At 64.6% G+C, this 13,792-nt stretch carries 19 protein-coding genes; 4 read left to right on the top strand and 15 right to left on the bottom strand.

What is annotated here, in order from left to right; genetic code table 11:
* Positions 1 to 8: 8 nt before the first annotated feature.
* The 8 genes from ACIHFD_RS43525 to ACIHFD_RS43490 all read right to left on the bottom strand — a co-directional run bounded on the left by ACIHFD_RS43525 (position 9) and on the right by ACIHFD_RS43490 (position 4,605).
* Positions 9 to 140 carry a hypothetical protein gene (locus ACIHFD_RS43525; protein ID WP_397371914.1) on the bottom strand — a complete coding sequence of 44 codons (132 nt, stop codon included), beginning with the start codon at positions 138 to 140 and terminating at the stop codon, positions 9 to 11.
* A complete protein-coding gene (locus ACIHFD_RS43520) occupies positions 137 to 1,705 on the bottom strand; it encodes a replication initiator (protein ID WP_397372029.1) in 1,569 nt (522 codons plus the stop codon). The genes ACIHFD_RS43525 and ACIHFD_RS43520 overlap by 4 nt, the downstream gene beginning before the upstream one ends.
* A 35-nt stretch (positions 1,706 to 1,740) precedes the next feature.
* A complete protein-coding gene (locus tag ACIHFD_RS43515; RefSeq protein WP_397371913.1) occupies positions 1,741 to 1,896 on the bottom strand; it encodes a hypothetical protein in 156 nt (51 codons plus the stop codon).
* A complete protein-coding gene (locus ACIHFD_RS43510) occupies positions 1,889 to 2,089 on the bottom strand; it encodes a hypothetical protein (protein WP_397371912.1) in 201 nt (66 codons plus the stop codon). Before ACIHFD_RS43510 ends, ACIHFD_RS43515 begins: the two co-directional genes overlap by 8 nt.
* Positions 2,089 to 3,513 (bottom strand): FtsK/SpoIIIE domain-containing protein, encoded by a 1,425-nt coding sequence (locus ACIHFD_RS43505; protein WP_397371911.1) that lies wholly within the window; start codon positions 3,511 to 3,513, stop codon positions 2,089 to 2,091. Before ACIHFD_RS43505 ends, ACIHFD_RS43510 begins: the two co-directional genes overlap by 1 nt.
* An 86-nt stretch (positions 3,514 to 3,599) precedes the next feature.
* Positions 3,600 to 3,920: a hypothetical protein gene (locus ACIHFD_RS43500; RefSeq protein WP_397371910.1), complete on the bottom strand. Its 321-nt coding sequence runs from the start codon at positions 3,918 to 3,920 to the stop codon at positions 3,600 to 3,602.
* The gene (locus ACIHFD_RS43495) at positions 3,917 to 4,195 is read right to left on the bottom strand and encodes a hypothetical protein (protein WP_397371909.1); all 279 of its coding nucleotides are present in this window, start codon (positions 4,193 to 4,195) and stop codon (positions 3,917 to 3,919) included. The genes ACIHFD_RS43500 and ACIHFD_RS43495 overlap by 4 nt, the downstream gene beginning before the upstream one ends.
* Positions 4,195 to 4,605: a plasmid replication, integration and excision activator gene (locus ACIHFD_RS43490; protein ID WP_397371908.1), complete on the bottom strand. Its 411-nt coding sequence runs from the start codon at positions 4,603 to 4,605 to the stop codon at positions 4,195 to 4,197. Before ACIHFD_RS43490 ends, ACIHFD_RS43495 begins: the two co-directional genes overlap by 1 nt.
* 209 nt (positions 4,606 to 4,814) lie before the next feature.
* On the opposite strand from ACIHFD_RS43490, the gene ACIHFD_RS43485 reads away from it, so the two are divergent.
* Positions 4,815 to 5,141, top strand: a complete 327-nt coding sequence (locus ACIHFD_RS43485; protein WP_397371907.1) for a hypothetical protein — start codon at positions 4,815 to 4,817, stop codon at positions 5,139 to 5,141.
* Here the strand turns inward: ACIHFD_RS43485 and ACIHFD_RS43480 are convergent.
* Positions 5,126 to 5,818: a GntR family transcriptional regulator gene (locus ACIHFD_RS43480; RefSeq protein WP_397371906.1), complete on the bottom strand. Its 693-nt coding sequence runs from the start codon at positions 5,816 to 5,818 to the stop codon at positions 5,126 to 5,128. The two genes, ACIHFD_RS43485 and ACIHFD_RS43480, sit on opposite strands and share 16 nt — an antisense overlap.
* A 220-nt stretch (positions 5,819 to 6,038) precedes the next feature.
* Positions 6,039 to 6,323 carry a hypothetical protein gene (locus tag ACIHFD_RS43475; protein WP_397371905.1) on the bottom strand — a complete coding sequence of 95 codons (285 nt, stop codon included), beginning with the start codon at positions 6,321 to 6,323 and terminating at the stop codon, positions 6,039 to 6,041.
* 348 nt (positions 6,324 to 6,671) lie between these two features.
* Here ACIHFD_RS43475 and ACIHFD_RS43470 point away from each other — a divergent pair, with 348 nt between their 5' ends.
* Complete coding sequence (locus ACIHFD_RS43470; RefSeq protein WP_397371904.1) at positions 6,672 to 8,054, top strand: XRE family transcriptional regulator; 1,383 nt, start codon at positions 6,672 to 6,674, stop codon at positions 8,052 to 8,054.
* Positions 8,051 to 8,593, top strand: coding sequence for a flavoprotein (locus ACIHFD_RS43465; protein ID WP_397371903.1), 543 nt, complete (start codon positions 8,051 to 8,053; stop codon positions 8,591 to 8,593). The genes ACIHFD_RS43470 and ACIHFD_RS43465 overlap by 4 nt, the downstream gene beginning before the upstream one ends.
* Before the next feature lie 272 nt (positions 8,594 to 8,865).
* On the opposite strand, the gene ACIHFD_RS43460 is transcribed toward ACIHFD_RS43465, so the two are convergent.
* From ACIHFD_RS43460 to ACIHFD_RS43440, 5 genes are all read right to left on the bottom strand, one after another.
* A complete protein-coding gene (locus ACIHFD_RS43460) occupies positions 8,866 to 9,126 on the bottom strand; it encodes a ClpX C4-type zinc finger protein (RefSeq protein WP_397371902.1) in 261 nt (86 codons plus the stop codon).
* Positions 9,123 to 10,424, bottom strand: a complete 1,302-nt coding sequence (locus ACIHFD_RS43455) for a tetratricopeptide repeat protein (RefSeq protein ID WP_397371901.1) — start codon at positions 10,422 to 10,424, stop codon at positions 9,123 to 9,125. The genes ACIHFD_RS43460 and ACIHFD_RS43455 overlap by 4 nt, the downstream gene beginning before the upstream one ends.
* Before the next feature lie 4 nt (positions 10,425 to 10,428).
* Positions 10,429 to 10,782 (bottom strand): hypothetical protein, encoded by a 354-nt coding sequence (locus tag ACIHFD_RS43450; protein ID WP_397371900.1) that lies wholly within the window; start codon positions 10,780 to 10,782, stop codon positions 10,429 to 10,431.
* Positions 10,783 to 11,761: 979 nt separating this feature from the next.
* Entirely contained in the window at positions 11,762 to 12,187 is a 426-nt protein-coding gene (locus ACIHFD_RS43445; protein ID WP_355193180.1) for an organic hydroperoxide resistance protein, read from the bottom strand.
* Between the two features lie 109 nt (positions 12,188 to 12,296).
* On the bottom strand, positions 12,297 to 13,358 hold the full coding sequence (locus tag ACIHFD_RS43440) for a hypothetical protein (RefSeq protein ID WP_397371899.1): 1,062 nt from the start codon (positions 13,356 to 13,358) through the stop codon (positions 12,297 to 12,299).
* Positions 13,359 to 13,568: 210 nt separating this feature from the next.
* On the opposite strand from ACIHFD_RS43440, the gene ACIHFD_RS43435 reads away from it, so the two are divergent.
* Positions 13,569 to 13,792: helix-turn-helix domain-containing protein (locus ACIHFD_RS43435; protein WP_397371898.1), on the top strand; the 224-nt coding region annotated here is incomplete at its 3' end.

Here is a 13,792-nt window from a genome sequence, read left to right as displayed (position 1 = left end):
GTCACTCCTCAGGCGGCTTCGGTGTGGACGCTCTGGGACTCCCGAGCCTCCAAGAGGATCGCGAGCAACTCCGCCGCAGCGCTCGCGTTCAGTGTGGGAACAGGTGGGAGGACGACCGACAGCTCGCTTGCCGCCTTCATGCCGCCCTCCCCTCACTTGCCGAAAAATCTTGGTCGTCCGCTTCGGCTTGGAGTCGGGCCATGTGTGCGCGCCAGCGTTGCCGTTCGGCCACCGACCGCAGAAGCCGTACGGCCAGTGGTGCAACGTTGGCGTCTCCGGCCGGGACGGGCTTCCAGACGTAGCGGTGCGGGTCGGTCTGCTCGGCGGTCTGGCCGAGAGCTTCAAGGACCCACGTACGACGGTCTTGCTTGTGCTCGGCGAGGGTCTTGTTGGACCACTTGCGGGAGACCAGGACGCGGCGTCCCGCATAGCCGAGGTGATCGGGCTTGTGGGCCTTGCTCCGACACTGGCCGGGAGCCATACCCGGCTTGGCGCCCTTGGGCTGGACGCCGTAGCGGAGCCAATTCGGGCAGGTCGGGGAGCAGGGCTCATAGCGCAGCGCCTCAACCATCCGTGCGGCGTGATCGCGCTGGGCCTGGTTGTCTGGGTCGAGGCTGTCACCGAGTGACTTGGTGAGGTATTTGGACAGGTAGCGGATGCACTGGTCGGCGTCCGAGGTGCCAGCGAGCACGCCTTGCACGTCCACCTGGACGCCGAAGCGGATCACATGCAGGGGTTCGGCCGCCTCATCCGTGTCGAGCTGGTCGAGCGCCTGGTCCCAGGTGGGCAACACCTCACCCGTGCTGGGGTCGAGGTAGCCCGTGCCGTCCTCCCAGATGGGCAGGTGATCGCCCTCAAAGACGACCTGGTCGGCCGCCGGCCACCAGACCTGGTGGTAAGTGGCAGCGGCTATCTGCTTGATCTCCGCGCGGGGCAGGGTTCCGCGGATGGCCATGTGCAGGTGCGGCGCGAGCCGCTTCTGTGGCTCCACAGCGGCGAAGTACTGCACGTCGTAACCGGCGACGCGACGCAGGTTCTGCACAAACCGATCGACGAGCTTGGAGAAGTGCAGCGCATCACGAGCAGCGCGGGCGTAGTCGTAGGTGTCCGGATCGACGGGAACGCCGTCCTTGACCTTGCCGTAGGACGGGAGGGTGAGAGTGACGAACAGTGACGGCCGGTAGACCTTGCCGTCCGAGCTGGTGAAGGTCCGCCCGAGCGTGGAGTTGATCATTCTGCGCTTGGGCAGCTCGGGGGCATCCTGCCGTCGCTTGGTCGAGCGGTTGCGCTTGGGGACCGTCCGGCCGAGGACATTGCCGCGCATGCCCGCCGCGTTGATCTCCTCATCCAGCCCGACGATCAGCTCGTCAAGATCAGTGGTGTCCTGGCCTGCCTGGTCGGCCGCATCGCGTTGGGCCTGGACGTCGGCGCGGAACTCGATCAGCCAGCGTTGTTCCTCGTTCGGCTCGTCCGGCGTGATCGTGGGTTCCTGGTCGAGGTGCCAGCCTTCCCGGCACTGGGCCATGCGCAGGTGCCGGTTGCGCTTGGCACACGGCGGACACTTGGCCTCCAGGGTGGCTCCGCACGGGACATCGACGATCTCCCAGACTCCGGTGTGGGTGTCGAGCCGCTTGAGAGGGATGGGCCGGATGCACACCCCGTACTGCTTGGCGACCTCTTCGGCCACGTCGCGGGCAAGGGGCATGGCCAGCCGTTCGGCGCGGGGCAGCGCGCGGCCGGTCACCAGGCGTCCCCCTCGTGGTCGGGGTCAATGAGGGCGCCTTGGCCACACCCGCGGCACTCGACCAGGCCCGCCGCCAGGTCCAGCCAGAGCGTGTTGTCGTTCAGGCACTCCGAGCAGCGCAGCCCGTCAAGGAGGTAGGAGCGGTCACGCACGGTCGCTGCCCTCCGTCTCGGCCAGCTCGGCGCACAGCCGGTAGAAGCCCTGGTAGGGGTGGCGGCTGATGTGGATGTGGAAGATCTCGAACGCGCGTACACGGGGCAGATCGCGGACGGTGAGCATGAGGAGGACTGAACGTCCTGCCACCAGCTCGATTTCTTCGGCGGTGCCGTGGAAGCAGACCTTCATCAGGCGTCCTTTCCGGCGGCGAAGGCGTCGGCCATGGCCCGGATGTCGGTGTCGGAGACGTAAGCGGCGCGAACGCGGATCGGGTCGGGCGAGGTCTCCAACCGGACGTAGCCGACGCCGGCGCCCAGTCCTGGGACGGGTGAGATGTGGTCGGCCAGTGCTCCCCGATCCCTCGCGCCATCGCCGAGGACCATGTCCACCTGTTCGGACTCGTCCAGTCGAAGCGCGATCTTGTCGGGGAACAGGTTGCGGATGCTCATGACCTCCTTGCGTGGGTCCTGGAGCGCCGCCAGAACCCCCACACCCACAGCACGGCCCTGGGTCGTGAGGGTGGCCAGCGCGGCCGAGATCCGCCGTTTCAGCTCCCTGTCGGACTGGTACGCGGTCAGGAACGCCACCTCGTCGACCACCACCATGACGAAGGGGTCGTCCACGGTCGGGGTGTGGGAGCGCTGGATGCCGGCGAAACGGGCCGCGCGCTTCTGCATGACGGACACGGCCTGGTCAAGCAGGTCGGCGCATTCCTCCGGGGTGGCGGCGTATCGGTTGCCGAACAGGTCGCGTCCGTAGGACAGTTCCATCAGCTTGGGGTCCAGGGCCCAGATCTCGACCAGGCCCGCGCGGACGGCGGGAAGGAGCCCGCGGATCGTTGACCAGATGATCGAGCCCTTGCCCGCTCCGGTGGCGCCCGCGACCAGGACGTGTGTGCCGTGAACCTTGAGCAGCCAGGGTTGCCCGTCCTCCTGCTTTCCGATCTCGACCGGCCCCACGGTCGGCGAGCTGGGCGTGGGAAGCGCCGGGATGCGTTCGGCCAGCGGGTCATGCCTGGGAAAGGTGAGCGTGAGGCGACCGCCCCGTGTCAGCGCTACTCGGCATGAGGCGGAGCCGAAGCCTTGGGCGAGGTGGTCGAGGCGGTCGGCCCAGTCCTTGACTGATTGCCCCTTGAGCATGCGAACGGTGACGAGGTCGGCCCACGGGGTGCAGGTGACCTTGCCGAGCCGGGGGAGGTAATCGCGTCCCCACAAGTGCCTGCCGAGACCGGAGACGATCATGACAGGTTGCCAGTGTCGCCGGTAGACCCACACGAGCCGCCACCAGGCCAGCAGCCGCCAGCCGACCCACCTGACGAACGAGGAACGGTCGGCGAGAGCCCAGGCGATGAGCCCTGCTGGCACCGGTGTGAGAAGGAGCAGAGCGGTCTGCCAGCCGTACAGCCAGCACAACACGACGGGGATGGCCGCGACGGCCACGCCGATGGGGTGCCGCCAGTTCAGCCGCACCAGCCCGGCGAGCAGCCGCCAGGCGAGGATGACGATGGTGATGATGGCCGGAGTGGTGACGACGGCCGGGCGGAAGACGACGGCCGTGTCGGGGGTGGTGGAGACGAGGTTGCGCGCCTCGTCGCCGGGAAGCCTGCGGAACATAAGCTGAGTGCCTCTCGTGATGTGGATCGTGGGAGAACCAAGGGGCCGCCGGAAGTTGCCGCTTCTGGCGGCCCCGCCTTGCTTGGTCAGGCCGCCGGGTCGTTGGCGGTCTTGTCAGTGGCTGACTGATCGGTGTGCAGGCGCTCGCAGTCAGCCAGGTATCGAGCGGCGGCGGTGAAGATCTCGCGGGCGATGGCCAGGTCGACATCGGTGACCGGCCCCGCGCCGGTGGTGGAGATGTGCACGTGAGCCTCGTGCGAAGCGAATTCCAGGAATGGGCGCGGGTTGCTGAGCAGCATTCCGGAGCTGACTCGCAGCTTGGGTGTGTAGAACGAAACGGCCAGATGTGGGGCGTCGTCCGGCCGCATCGTCAGCGTGACGTAGGTGTAAGGGCCGACGTTGCTCACGCCGCCCTCCTCTTGGGAGCCGCCTCACAGTCGCCCAGGGCACGGAAGGAGCGCTCTACCCAGCGGACGTAGCGGGCGGTCTCACGGGCGAGCTGGCGCGCGAACGCCAGGTCGTCCGCAGTCACCGGACCGGCGGTGGTGACCAGGACGCAGGCGGCTCCGAAGTCGAGCGCCAGCACGGGCTCACGGTGGCCGTAGGGGTGGAGCAGGGTTCGGGCGGTCCGGCCGGTGGTCAGCCGGATCACGCTGGTTCGAGGGGTACGGCGACGGGTCATCAGGCGGCGTCCTTTCCGGCCTTGTTCGGGGTGCTCTGGCGGGGAGCGTGCATCTGGTGGACCTTGATCGAGTAGGCGAGCCGTCCGGCGGCGTTGACGTACGGCGTGACGGATATGCCGTCGAACTCGACCGGCGTGAACGGCAGGCCGGGCATCGGCTGCGGGGGCACCGGCTGGACCGGGGCGAGGATCTTGACCGCCACGGTCTTCTGGGCGGGCTTGAGGGTCGGGTCACCGTCCATGACCGCGACCTGCCAGACCAGCTCTGCGGTCTGCTTGTCGCGGGCCTGCACGAACCGGCCGTTGGAGGAGGCGTCGAAGTCCTTGACGGGCTCGACCTCGCCGACGACGTAGCAGCCGTGCGGGAAGACCATGGCGAAGGTGACGGGGATGGGACCTTGCAGAGCCATGACGGCCCCTTTCTTGGATGTCAGACACTTGACCTATCAAGTGATGCTCTGAAGATACGACTCGCAAACTTGCTACGTCAAGTGACCTAGCTGGAGTGACACATCTCTTACCGATCCGGTAGACACAGGCCCTCACGATCAAGGAGGAGCCACAGGTGTACGTGAGGTTTCAAAGCCCCAGCCCCAATGCGCGAGGGGTCCATCCCGGCGTGTTCGGCCTCATCAATGCCCTTGCCAAACAAGGACGACTCTCGCCCGAGGAAGAGCGCTACAAGACCGAGAGCCACGCCTGGTACCACGCGAACCTGATCGACCCCAGCGACGTGGACCCCGACATCTACGACCGGGAACGCAACCCGGGAGCCAGCGCCTGGTTCAAGCTGTCGGCCGGCCATCTCCTCGACCGGATCTCCGGCTACTTGGAGATCCTTGCCACACACGAGGTGGCATGCGTGCGCGTCGAGATGACCGACCCCGGCAACGTGATCTACGAGGACGCGCACCAAGTCATCGTTGTGCCCTACCGAACCGGATAGGCGTCTTCCAGCTCGTGACGATCGGCCGGAAGCAGCACCTCCACCACGACCAGGGGACGGCCCGAGGCATCGCGGACAGCCCCGAAGACCGCCAGGAGCGGGACGTTGTTGGGCATGCCGAGCTGCTTGGCCTCCTGAGCGGTGGGCATGCGCGCGGTGATCTGCTCCACGATGTGATCGAAGCGGACGCCCTTACGGGACTGGAGATGCTGCCGGATGCCCTGCGGCAACGGTTCGCCGCTCGTCAGGTCGGTACCCTCCGACAGCTCCAGAGGCAGCCACAGTGAGACCAGTTCGCTAGGCTCGCCATCACGGATCACGAGGCGTCGGCGCAGGAACGCCTTGCTCTTGGGCTGTGCCTCCAGCAACGCCGCCACCCGATTGGGCAGCGCGACAGCACCGGCCTCGACCAGCTCACCGAGGGCGTCGGTCTCCGGGTTGGTCAGGTACGCCTGCCCGGGACGGTTGGGCTCCACGGCCGCCATCGCGGGACGGCCACGCACGAAACGCCCCTTGCCCTGCTGGGACTCGATCCAGCCCTGCTCACGCATCACCCGCAGTGCGGCGACAACGGTGGGGCGCGAGACGCCGAACTCTTGGATGAGCTGGTGTTCACTGGGAAGGAGGGAGCCGGGCGGGTAGGCCCCGGACTCGATACGCCGTTGAAGGGCCTGCACAAGCTGCGCATACTTCGGCGGCACGGACTCTAGCGACATTCTGACCGTCCAACACCCGACAGGTTGTTTTACCAAGTTTGAGCGTATCCCTGGCCTGCCCCTGCTGTCCACGCTTAGCCCAAGCAACCCAGGCCCGGCAACTGGACAGGGAGACGCGTCGAGGCAGCAAGCACCACCGGCCCTCTGGCCGGAGCACCGTCACGGCCTCGCCGCGCCTTTCTCAGCGACCCTTGACGTACTCGGCCAGGATCGAGGCCGCACCCTGCGGATCGTTGGTCGGGTGTTGCTTGCTCGCGTCCTGCCAGGAGTAATAGGCGCCGCCAGGCCCGACGACCACCCACACCGGCAACCCCGGATGGCGTCGGGCAACCATCAGTGCGCTGTTGTTGTCGCGCAGTTCCGCATTCACGCCGAGGACAGTGAGTTCATCACGCAGTCGCACGATCATGCGCTCCGCAGCCCACCGTATGACGTCTGCCGCCAGTTCGGCCGCGATCGGATTCATCTCCCGCTCCCTTCGGCCCGGCCTCTTCCGAGGCAGTCGAGACACTCCTGCTCCCCAATCCGTTCGGGCTCCTCCCCGTCGTTGCCGATCAGGAGGGCGCGGCGCGAGCTCCGCAGCTTGTAACCGAGCCCTCGACACGCAGGGCAGAGCCTTGCCTCGCTGTTCTCGTCTGGCCGGGTCACCGTCGCCATCTCCTTGCGAGTCGTTCGGTACTCCCTGTGGCGGAAGTCCGCTTGACGTACCGTGGTTGATTGATGGCAAGTCCACCGGCAAAGCAGAAAGAGGGGACCCGCTAAGAGGCCCCCCTCTTAACCCCTTTTCGATCCACCATCGGAAAGCAGGCCAGGTATGCCCGAGGCAACACCCAATGTGCTACTTCGGAACTGGCGGCAGCAGGCCGATTTGACCCGCGCCGAAATGGCCAAAATGGTCAACCTCACCAAGAGTGGGATCAAGTGGAACCTCGCCTGCGACGAGGAGCGCATACGCCGTTGGGAGGCGGGCGAGGTCACATGGCCGCGCGAGCCGTACCGACTGGCCTTGACCGAGCTCACACACCAGGACCCGGAAGACCTGGGCTTCGCGCCCACCAAGCGCACCCGCACGCACGTGGATACTCCCAAAGCGGTTGATACCCTTGCAAATGCACCACGCGCTGTGAATCTCGTCGAAAGAGGAGAGGACGAGAACGTGCGACGCCGCGAATTCGTCGGCCTCACGGGGGCCGCCCTGTTCAGCTCAGTAATCGGACAGCCCAGCCCCACCCAGGACACCGGCCTCAATATCGAAAATCTCGCCGCCGCACTCGTCGATTACTCCACTCCCGCGGACGGCCCGATCGACCTCGACGCACTCGCCACCGCCGTAAGCACCGCCAAGCGCAACTACCAGGCATGCCGATACGCCCAGGTGACCGCCAAACTGCCGACCCTGCTCAGCAAGCTCCGCGCAGCCAGCACCACGCTGAACGGCGACGACCGGCTACGAGCTCACATGTTGTGCGCCGAGGCGTACCACGTGACCGCCTCCATCCTGCTCAAACAGGAGGACAAGGGACTTGCCTGGCTTGCCGCAGACCGCAGCGTCCAAGCCGCACACGCGAGCCAGAGCCCCATCATGATCGGCTCAAGCTCCCGCATCATCACCCACGCCCTGATGGACGGCGGGCACCATCGCGCCGCCACCGACGCCGCCCGCAGCGCTGCCCAACGCATGGACGCCGACCTCACCGCCCCTTCCCCCGACGACCTGTCGATCTACGGATCCCTCCTGCTCCGTGGAGCCGTCGCCGCTGCCAACGCCGGCGACCGGCACAACACTGTCGAGCTCCTCGACGAAGCAGCCGAAGCAGGCACACGACTTGGGCACGACGGCAATCACATGTGGACCGCATTCGGCCCGAACAACGTCCTGTGCCACCGGGCCAACGTCGCCCTCCGTCTGGGGGACGCCGGCATCGCCATCGACTACGCCCGCCAGGTCGAGTTGGACAAGCTCCCGATCAACGAACGCAAGGCCACGCTGCTACTCGACACCTCCCGCGCGTTCCTGATGTGGAACCAACACGACAAGGCGCTGCACATCCTGCGCGCCGCAGGTGAGATCGCCCCCGAGGAAATCACCGGCCGCCCCGCGGCTCTCCGGCTGGTACGTGACATCCTGGCAACCGCCCCAATCAGCGTCCGCCGCGAAGCCCGCGAGTACGCGGCCACCCTGGGAGTCATCGCGTGACCCAACCCGGCAAGGTCCTCTACATCATCGTCTGCGCCGCAGGACCCGCCCACGACGTCGGCCGCCTCGTCACCCTCGCCCAAGACCAGGGCTGGACCGTCCAAATCATCGCCACCCCGCCGGCCCTCGACTTCATCGACATCCCCGCGCTGGAGAAGCAGACCGGCCACCCCGTCCGCAGCCAATACCGCAAGCCCGACGAGCCGAAATCACATCGCGCCGACGCGATCATCGTCGCCCCCGCCACGTACAACACGATCAACAAGTTCGCCCAAGGCATCGCCGACACCTACGCCCTAGGAGTTCTCTCCGAAGCCCCAGGTTTGGGCATCCCAGTTGTCATCCTGCCGTTCGTCAACAGCGCCCTGGCCTCCCGCACACCATTCCGCCGCAGCATTGAGGACCTACGCACCGATGGCGTGCGCGTCCTGTTCGGCCCAGACCAGTTCGAGCCGCATCCGCCGAGTTCGGGGGGCGATCGGATCGACGTCTACCCCTGGAAGCGCGCACTCACAGAACTTGCCGAATTGATCTCATAGGTATCAAGCGGCGGCGCTGCGCGCCGCCGGCGCGGCCCTGCGCTCGGCCGCACGCTGCGCGTGCGGCCTGAGGGCCGTTCTCGCGCGCGCCCGTGCTCGGGCCGCACATTGACGAGGCCACCACTCACGGAAGCTTCAATCAGAACGTGTGAGTGCTCTGATCTGATCATGCCGGTTTCACGCCTATCGACATGGCCCCAACATCCGCAACCCTCTCCGCGAAGGGTACGGCGGCCTCCAAAGACGGCGCTACTCCGAATTTAGTTCAGCCGTTAGCCCATTGTCCAAAAAAATTTGTCATCCTCAGTCATATCTGCTGGAATATTGTAGTAGGAATGAGATGGGGCTTCGGTTATTCCCAAGCTGAAGCTTGTTTCCTCCTCGATTATCTCAGCACATAAATCAACGCATTCATTACAGATGTGCGAGTCCTTTTTCTCCTCTTCTATGACTTTAAACACTTCCTTCTGAGACTTTCCACAGAAGTCGCAGAAGCGTACACCCTTCTGGCTGCCACTTTTCCGCGTCGTCATCCCGTTATATCCTTGAGATCTTTTCTAGCGCGAACAGTGTGAGGATGATCGGCGCCAAGAACCTCGCTCCTTTGAGAGACTACATATCTCAGCAGTGCTTCCGTCTCACTAATCATGTCCACTTCAGTGAGATTGCGGGCAAGAGCGTGACATGTATTGAGTGTTGCAGGATTAGAGGGGCCTAAAATTCGCATACGGTCTATCAATAGCGGTCGCAGCAGCAAGACGGCATCACGCCGAAACCCGGCTTCCCCCATATTGATGGCCAAAAATTGAACAGTCTGAAGATATTCGCTCGACTCCGAATCCCAAGCAGATTGAGTGTCGAGAAGCCTTCTCAGTTCCTTAGCGGCCTCCAGGGGTGCTCCCAGCGCTCCTCGTACATGAGCAAGTAACCGCCTTGAACGAAGAGTGTCCGGATGGTTCTCACCAAGTATTTCTACTTGCTCCTCAACCACCTCTTCTAGCATCCTGAACGCCGCTCTCCACTGCTGCTGTTCGCTCCGCTCCACGGCCGCTAGATATCTGTTACGAAGCTGCTTTACGCTCGATCTGATTATGGCGCGATTGCGTGCCAGTCCGAGAAGCTCTACGGTCTGGGTACCTCTTTTCTGAGGTTCCGAGAGGCCCTCTGCTTTCATCCTGTTCAGCAGCTGCCGATAGATACTTTCGATAGTAAGAAGTCGAGGCCCCTTTGGGATCCCGTGGCGTAGCACGTCAAGCATTCGACCGGTGAATGAGGTATGTTCCTCTTTTGGAAGCACGAGAGAAACTTGGTCTCTATGTGCGGACGTAAGGACATATGTCCCGTCAATTTCCATTTGGCCTGACACTTCGGCCACGGGATCCGCCATCGTATCCGATAGAACACGACCGGAAAAACAGCAGTCCAGGATAATAACTTTGCTCGAAGCTGTACTGTTAAGTACTACACTTCTCAACTTATCAAATTCGAGAGAACTGAAGGCAGGGTCTTGCCAATCGCTATCAGGCAACCCTAGAAATAGGTCGTGTCTACGACCGCCGATCAAACCATGGCCAGCGTAATAGACAAGGAGAAGATCGTCAGCCTCTGTTGCCGCTTCGCGTAGTTTTCGCCCGATATCCCGCAGGTCGCCTTGGTTGATGAGCACAGTGCAATGCTCCGCAGGAACTATGCCGAACATAGGGTCCGTAAGGGCAATGGCCAAGTCGCGGATAGACTTTTCGACAGCAGGGATGTCATTGAGCTTATCATCGGTATAGATGCTCGCACCCAGAAGAACAACACGCGAGCGCCTAGGATCCGGCAGACGCACAATACTACTCCGGCGTCGAATCTAGCTTGCCAAGGAGCTCCTGAATTTTGGCATCATTCATATTTTGCGCGTCTATTTCTATCTCTAGGCCATTGCCATTTCGGACTCTGATCTTGATGCTTGACATTCGCGGCCGCGCAAGCCAAGTTTGAATCGACGTAGCAAGAACAGATAGAAAGCCGCCCGATCCGACCGCTACTAGGATAACCTCCATCGCGCCACCCATCTCGCCAGGCTTTGGCGGAACGTCCGCCCAGCGAACCCGGCCGCGAAGCTCCTTCTCTCCTTGAAACCAGTCGAAGAGAGACTCGAGGTCTGCCCGGCTGTGATCTGACACGAACGAGAGTGCAATGTCCATATATCCCTCCGCCGACTTCAAGCGCTATCTCTGCACTGCATCCCAGACTTCGGCCGAGACCTGGTCAAACGACAGCACACTTATCGAGTTGATGTCGGCAACTTCATCAAATCGATAAGAAGTAGATACTTGGCTACCAGCCTTCCCCACGTGGATAACCTGCGGGAAGATCGTTTTGGTAGTGGCACTCGAATGGCTCTTGGAACAGGTCTTCGGCAAAGACTCCTCCGGCGGGGACTCGGACTCCGGGATGATCTCGACGAGCCGAACGTTCTCAGTAGCTGGGGCAGGCCAGCTCTGCCCGTCGCTGCATGCTGCTATCGGTGGAGAAACGTCCAACCACGGAGCAGCACCCTCCTTCGTTCGCCTCCCGCGTCGGACGCGTCCACATCTCTGGAGAACGCTCGCCTGCGGTGCACTGGCGCGAATCAGCAGTGCCGCATACAACGCAGCCTCGATCTTGCCAGCGCCAAGATGGACGATGAGCTGCGAGGGTGATCGGGACGGCATCGCGTCAACAAGTAGGGACACCTCTGCGCCAGCCTCGAAGTGAGCACCCGAATCCCGGCACCGTTGCGCCGGCTCGTACATGCCGCGGAACTTGGGCCCTCACGATCGCCCGTCTGTGGCTGTGCGCCGTACTTGGCTGGGGGCGATCGACGGGACAGGGTTCGTTCCTCACCCAGTCCCACCGGGCAGGGTCGGCTGCGCTTAGTCGAGCTCAAGCCATCGTTCTCCCTGCTCAAGAAGATGGGCGAACGGTTCAACACGCCCCTCGGACACTTCATATCGAAGCGGGAGAAGTGATGACTTCTCCCGCTTCGCATTTCAACGCCTGTGGAGCGTGTCCTCACCCCCGGCGAGATCGACGCCATGGTCGACGGTCGCGTCCCAGCCCCGGTCCGAATCGGCCAGCGCCGCCGGCAGCACAGCGGACTGCGGCCACGGCAACCGCCGCGAGTCAATCGTCCGAAGTCCCCTACTGGACTATGGCCTTGAGGGTCACCTCGATGTTCCCCCTGGTGGCGTTGGAGTACGGGCACACCTGGTGTGTGGCCTTCACCAGCTCGTCAGCGGTGGGCTGCTCCAGGCCGGGCAGGAGCGCTGTCAGCGACACGGCGAGGGCGAAACCGCCGGTCCCCGTCGGGAGCAGGCTCACCTTCGACCGGACGCTCGACTCGGGCAGCTCGACTCCCATCCCCTTCGCGATCAGGCGGAGTCCGTTGTGGAAGCAGGCGGCGTATCCGGCGGCGAAGAGCTGCTCCGGGTTGGTCCTGTCGCCGCCGGGGCCGCCCAGGTCCTTCGGGATCGCGAGGGCTTCGTCCAGGACTCCGTCGAGGGACCGTACGTGGCCGTTGCGGCCGTCACCGGTCGACAGGGCCTCGGTGGTGTACAGCGCAGACATGTTGTTTCCTTTCGCGGGTGCCAGGGATGACGGTGTGGTGCGGCAGGTCGGGCCGGTGTTCCTTCGGAACCGGCCCGGGGAGAGAGGCGTGCCCGAACGGTGGTGCGGGTCAGCGCACGTTGACCGGGCGCAGCGTGAAGCCGTCGTTCGGCTTGCCGGCCAGCAGGGCTGCCAGACCGCCGCTGAGCGCGTAGGTCGTGCCTCGGGGGCCGGCCGTGACGGCACTGCTGACCGGGTCTGCGACGGTGTCGGTTACCGAGACGGTGGCGAACTTCCAGTGACGGCCGGGGCGAACCCGTTGCACGACGGCGGCCTTCCCGCTGAGCAGTCCACTGCTGATCGCGGCGATCGACCCGTCCGGCAGGGCCCGGATGCCCGCGGTGAGGGCCTTGAGGTTCTTGGAGAGCCTGACCTTGGCGGCCTGTTCGGGGTGGGCGACCGGTACCCGCACCAGGCTGCCGTCGGCCTTCGCGACGATGAGGAGGTTGCCTGGCATCCATGCGACGGCGCTCATGCCCACGTTGTCCAGGAAATCCGGGATCTTCAGATCACCGGCCAGCAGGTCGTCGCGCAGGAGGACGGAGGCCCGTCCGGCGCGGTCGATGCGGAAGATCGTCGGGGAGAGCTCGTCGACGGCGTACGCCGTGCCGTCCGGAGCGATCGTCACGTCGGACACGAGATGCTGCTTGTCGTCGTTGGCGACCTTGTTCAGGTCGGCGTACCAGAGTCGGCGTCCGCTGTCGGCGTCGTAGCCGGCGACACCCGCGACCTTGAACTTGGTGGCGGGCGCGGAGCGGTCGGCCGTTCCGTAGTCCACGTTGCCGGCCAGGATCCGGTTCCGCCTGGAGTCCACCCGTACGGCCTGCACGGACACCAGATCCTTGTCGTCGACGAGGGTGCGCACCTTGCCCTTCTGGTCGACCGAAGAGATGGTGCTGTGCGCCAGCGAACCCGTCACGAACTTCCGGGAGTCCGGGTCGTAGTCCGCGGAGTGAGGGAAGACCCCCGGCCCCTTGGCGTCCACGGTGGGCGCCGCCGGACGGGATTGGTCGGAGATGGTGACGGCGTGCCGATCGGGGGTGGCGAGAGCGCCGGTGGTGCCGGCCAGCACGATGCCGGGGACCGTCATGGCGGAGAGGGCCAAGGCGATCGCGGACTGCTTCAGCTTCATGGGGTGTTCTTCCTTCCGAAGACGCGGTCCGGCCCGGCGTGCCGGACGGCGCGTGGATACCGTTTCCAAGTGAGTCAGGCCGAGCAGCTGCCGTACCGGGCTCCGGCCCTGTGTCCTGCTCGTGGCGTCGAGTCTGCTGCCGCCGGCCGTTCACAGCCTGTCCCTGGCGGGGTCAGGCTGCCTGGCGCCCCGGTGCTCGATACTCGGCGTATGAACAAGAAGTCGGGGTTGGGGGAGTTCCTCAGGATGCGCCGGTCGCAGTTGCAGCCGGCGGATGTGGGACTCCGGGACTTCGGAGAGCGCCGTCGCGTGCCGGGGCTGCGCCGTGACGAGCTGGCACAGCTCGCCGGGGTGGGCCTGTCCTACTACACGCGCCTGGAGCAGGGGCTCTCGCTCAACGCGTCACCGGAGGTGCTGGACGCGCTGGCCCGTGC

The sequence above is a fragment of the Nonomuraea sp. NPDC051941 genome, assembly GCF_044593615.1.
This window is presented reverse-complemented; position numbering and strand designations above follow the sequence as displayed.

Excerpts from the sequence above, each read along its gene's own strand:
- ACIHFD_RS43460 (WP_397371902.1), bottom strand. The coding sequence starts at position 9,126 with ATGACGACGCGGAAAAGTGGCAGCCAGAAGGGTGTACGCTTCTGCGAC.
- ACIHFD_RS43510 (WP_397371912.1), bottom strand. The coding sequence starts at position 2,089 with ATGAAGGTCTGCTTCCACGGCACCGCCGAAGAAATCGAGCTGGTGGCA.
- ACIHFD_RS43445 (WP_355193180.1), bottom strand. The coding sequence starts at position 12,187 with ATGTCTGCGCTGTACACCACCGAGGCCCTGTCGACCGGTGACGGCCGC.
- ACIHFD_RS43495 (WP_397371909.1), bottom strand. The coding sequence starts at position 4,195 with ATGACCCGTCGCCGTACCCCTCGAACCAGCGTGATCCGGCTGACCACC.
- ACIHFD_RS43525 (WP_397371914.1), bottom strand. The coding sequence starts at position 140 with ATGAAGGCGGCAAGCGAGCTGTCGGTCGTCCTCCCACCTGTTCCCACA.
- ACIHFD_RS43450 (WP_397371900.1), bottom strand. The coding sequence starts at position 10,782 with ATGGACATTGCACTCTCGTTCGTGTCAGATCACAGCCGGGCAGACCTC.
- ACIHFD_RS43470 (WP_397371904.1), top strand. The coding sequence starts at position 6,672 with ATGCCCGAGGCAACACCCAATGTGCTACTTCGGAACTGGCGGCAGCAG.
- ACIHFD_RS43505 (WP_397371911.1), bottom strand. The coding sequence starts at position 3,513 with ATGTTCCGCAGGCTTCCCGGCGACGAGGCGCGCAACCTCGTCTCCACC.
- ACIHFD_RS43475 (WP_397371905.1), bottom strand. The coding sequence starts at position 6,323 with ATGAATCCGATCGCGGCCGAACTGGCGGCAGACGTCATACGGTGGGCT.
- ACIHFD_RS43490 (WP_397371908.1), bottom strand. The coding sequence starts at position 4,605 with ATGGCTCTGCAAGGTCCCATCCCCGTCACCTTCGCCATGGTCTTCCCG.
- ACIHFD_RS43440 (WP_397371899.1), bottom strand. The coding sequence starts at position 13,358 with ATGAAGCTGAAGCAGTCCGCGATCGCCTTGGCCCTCTCCGCCATGACG.
- ACIHFD_RS43520 (WP_397372029.1), bottom strand. The coding sequence starts at position 1,705 with ATGCCCCTTGCCCGCGACGTGGCCGAAGAGGTCGCCAAGCAGTACGGG.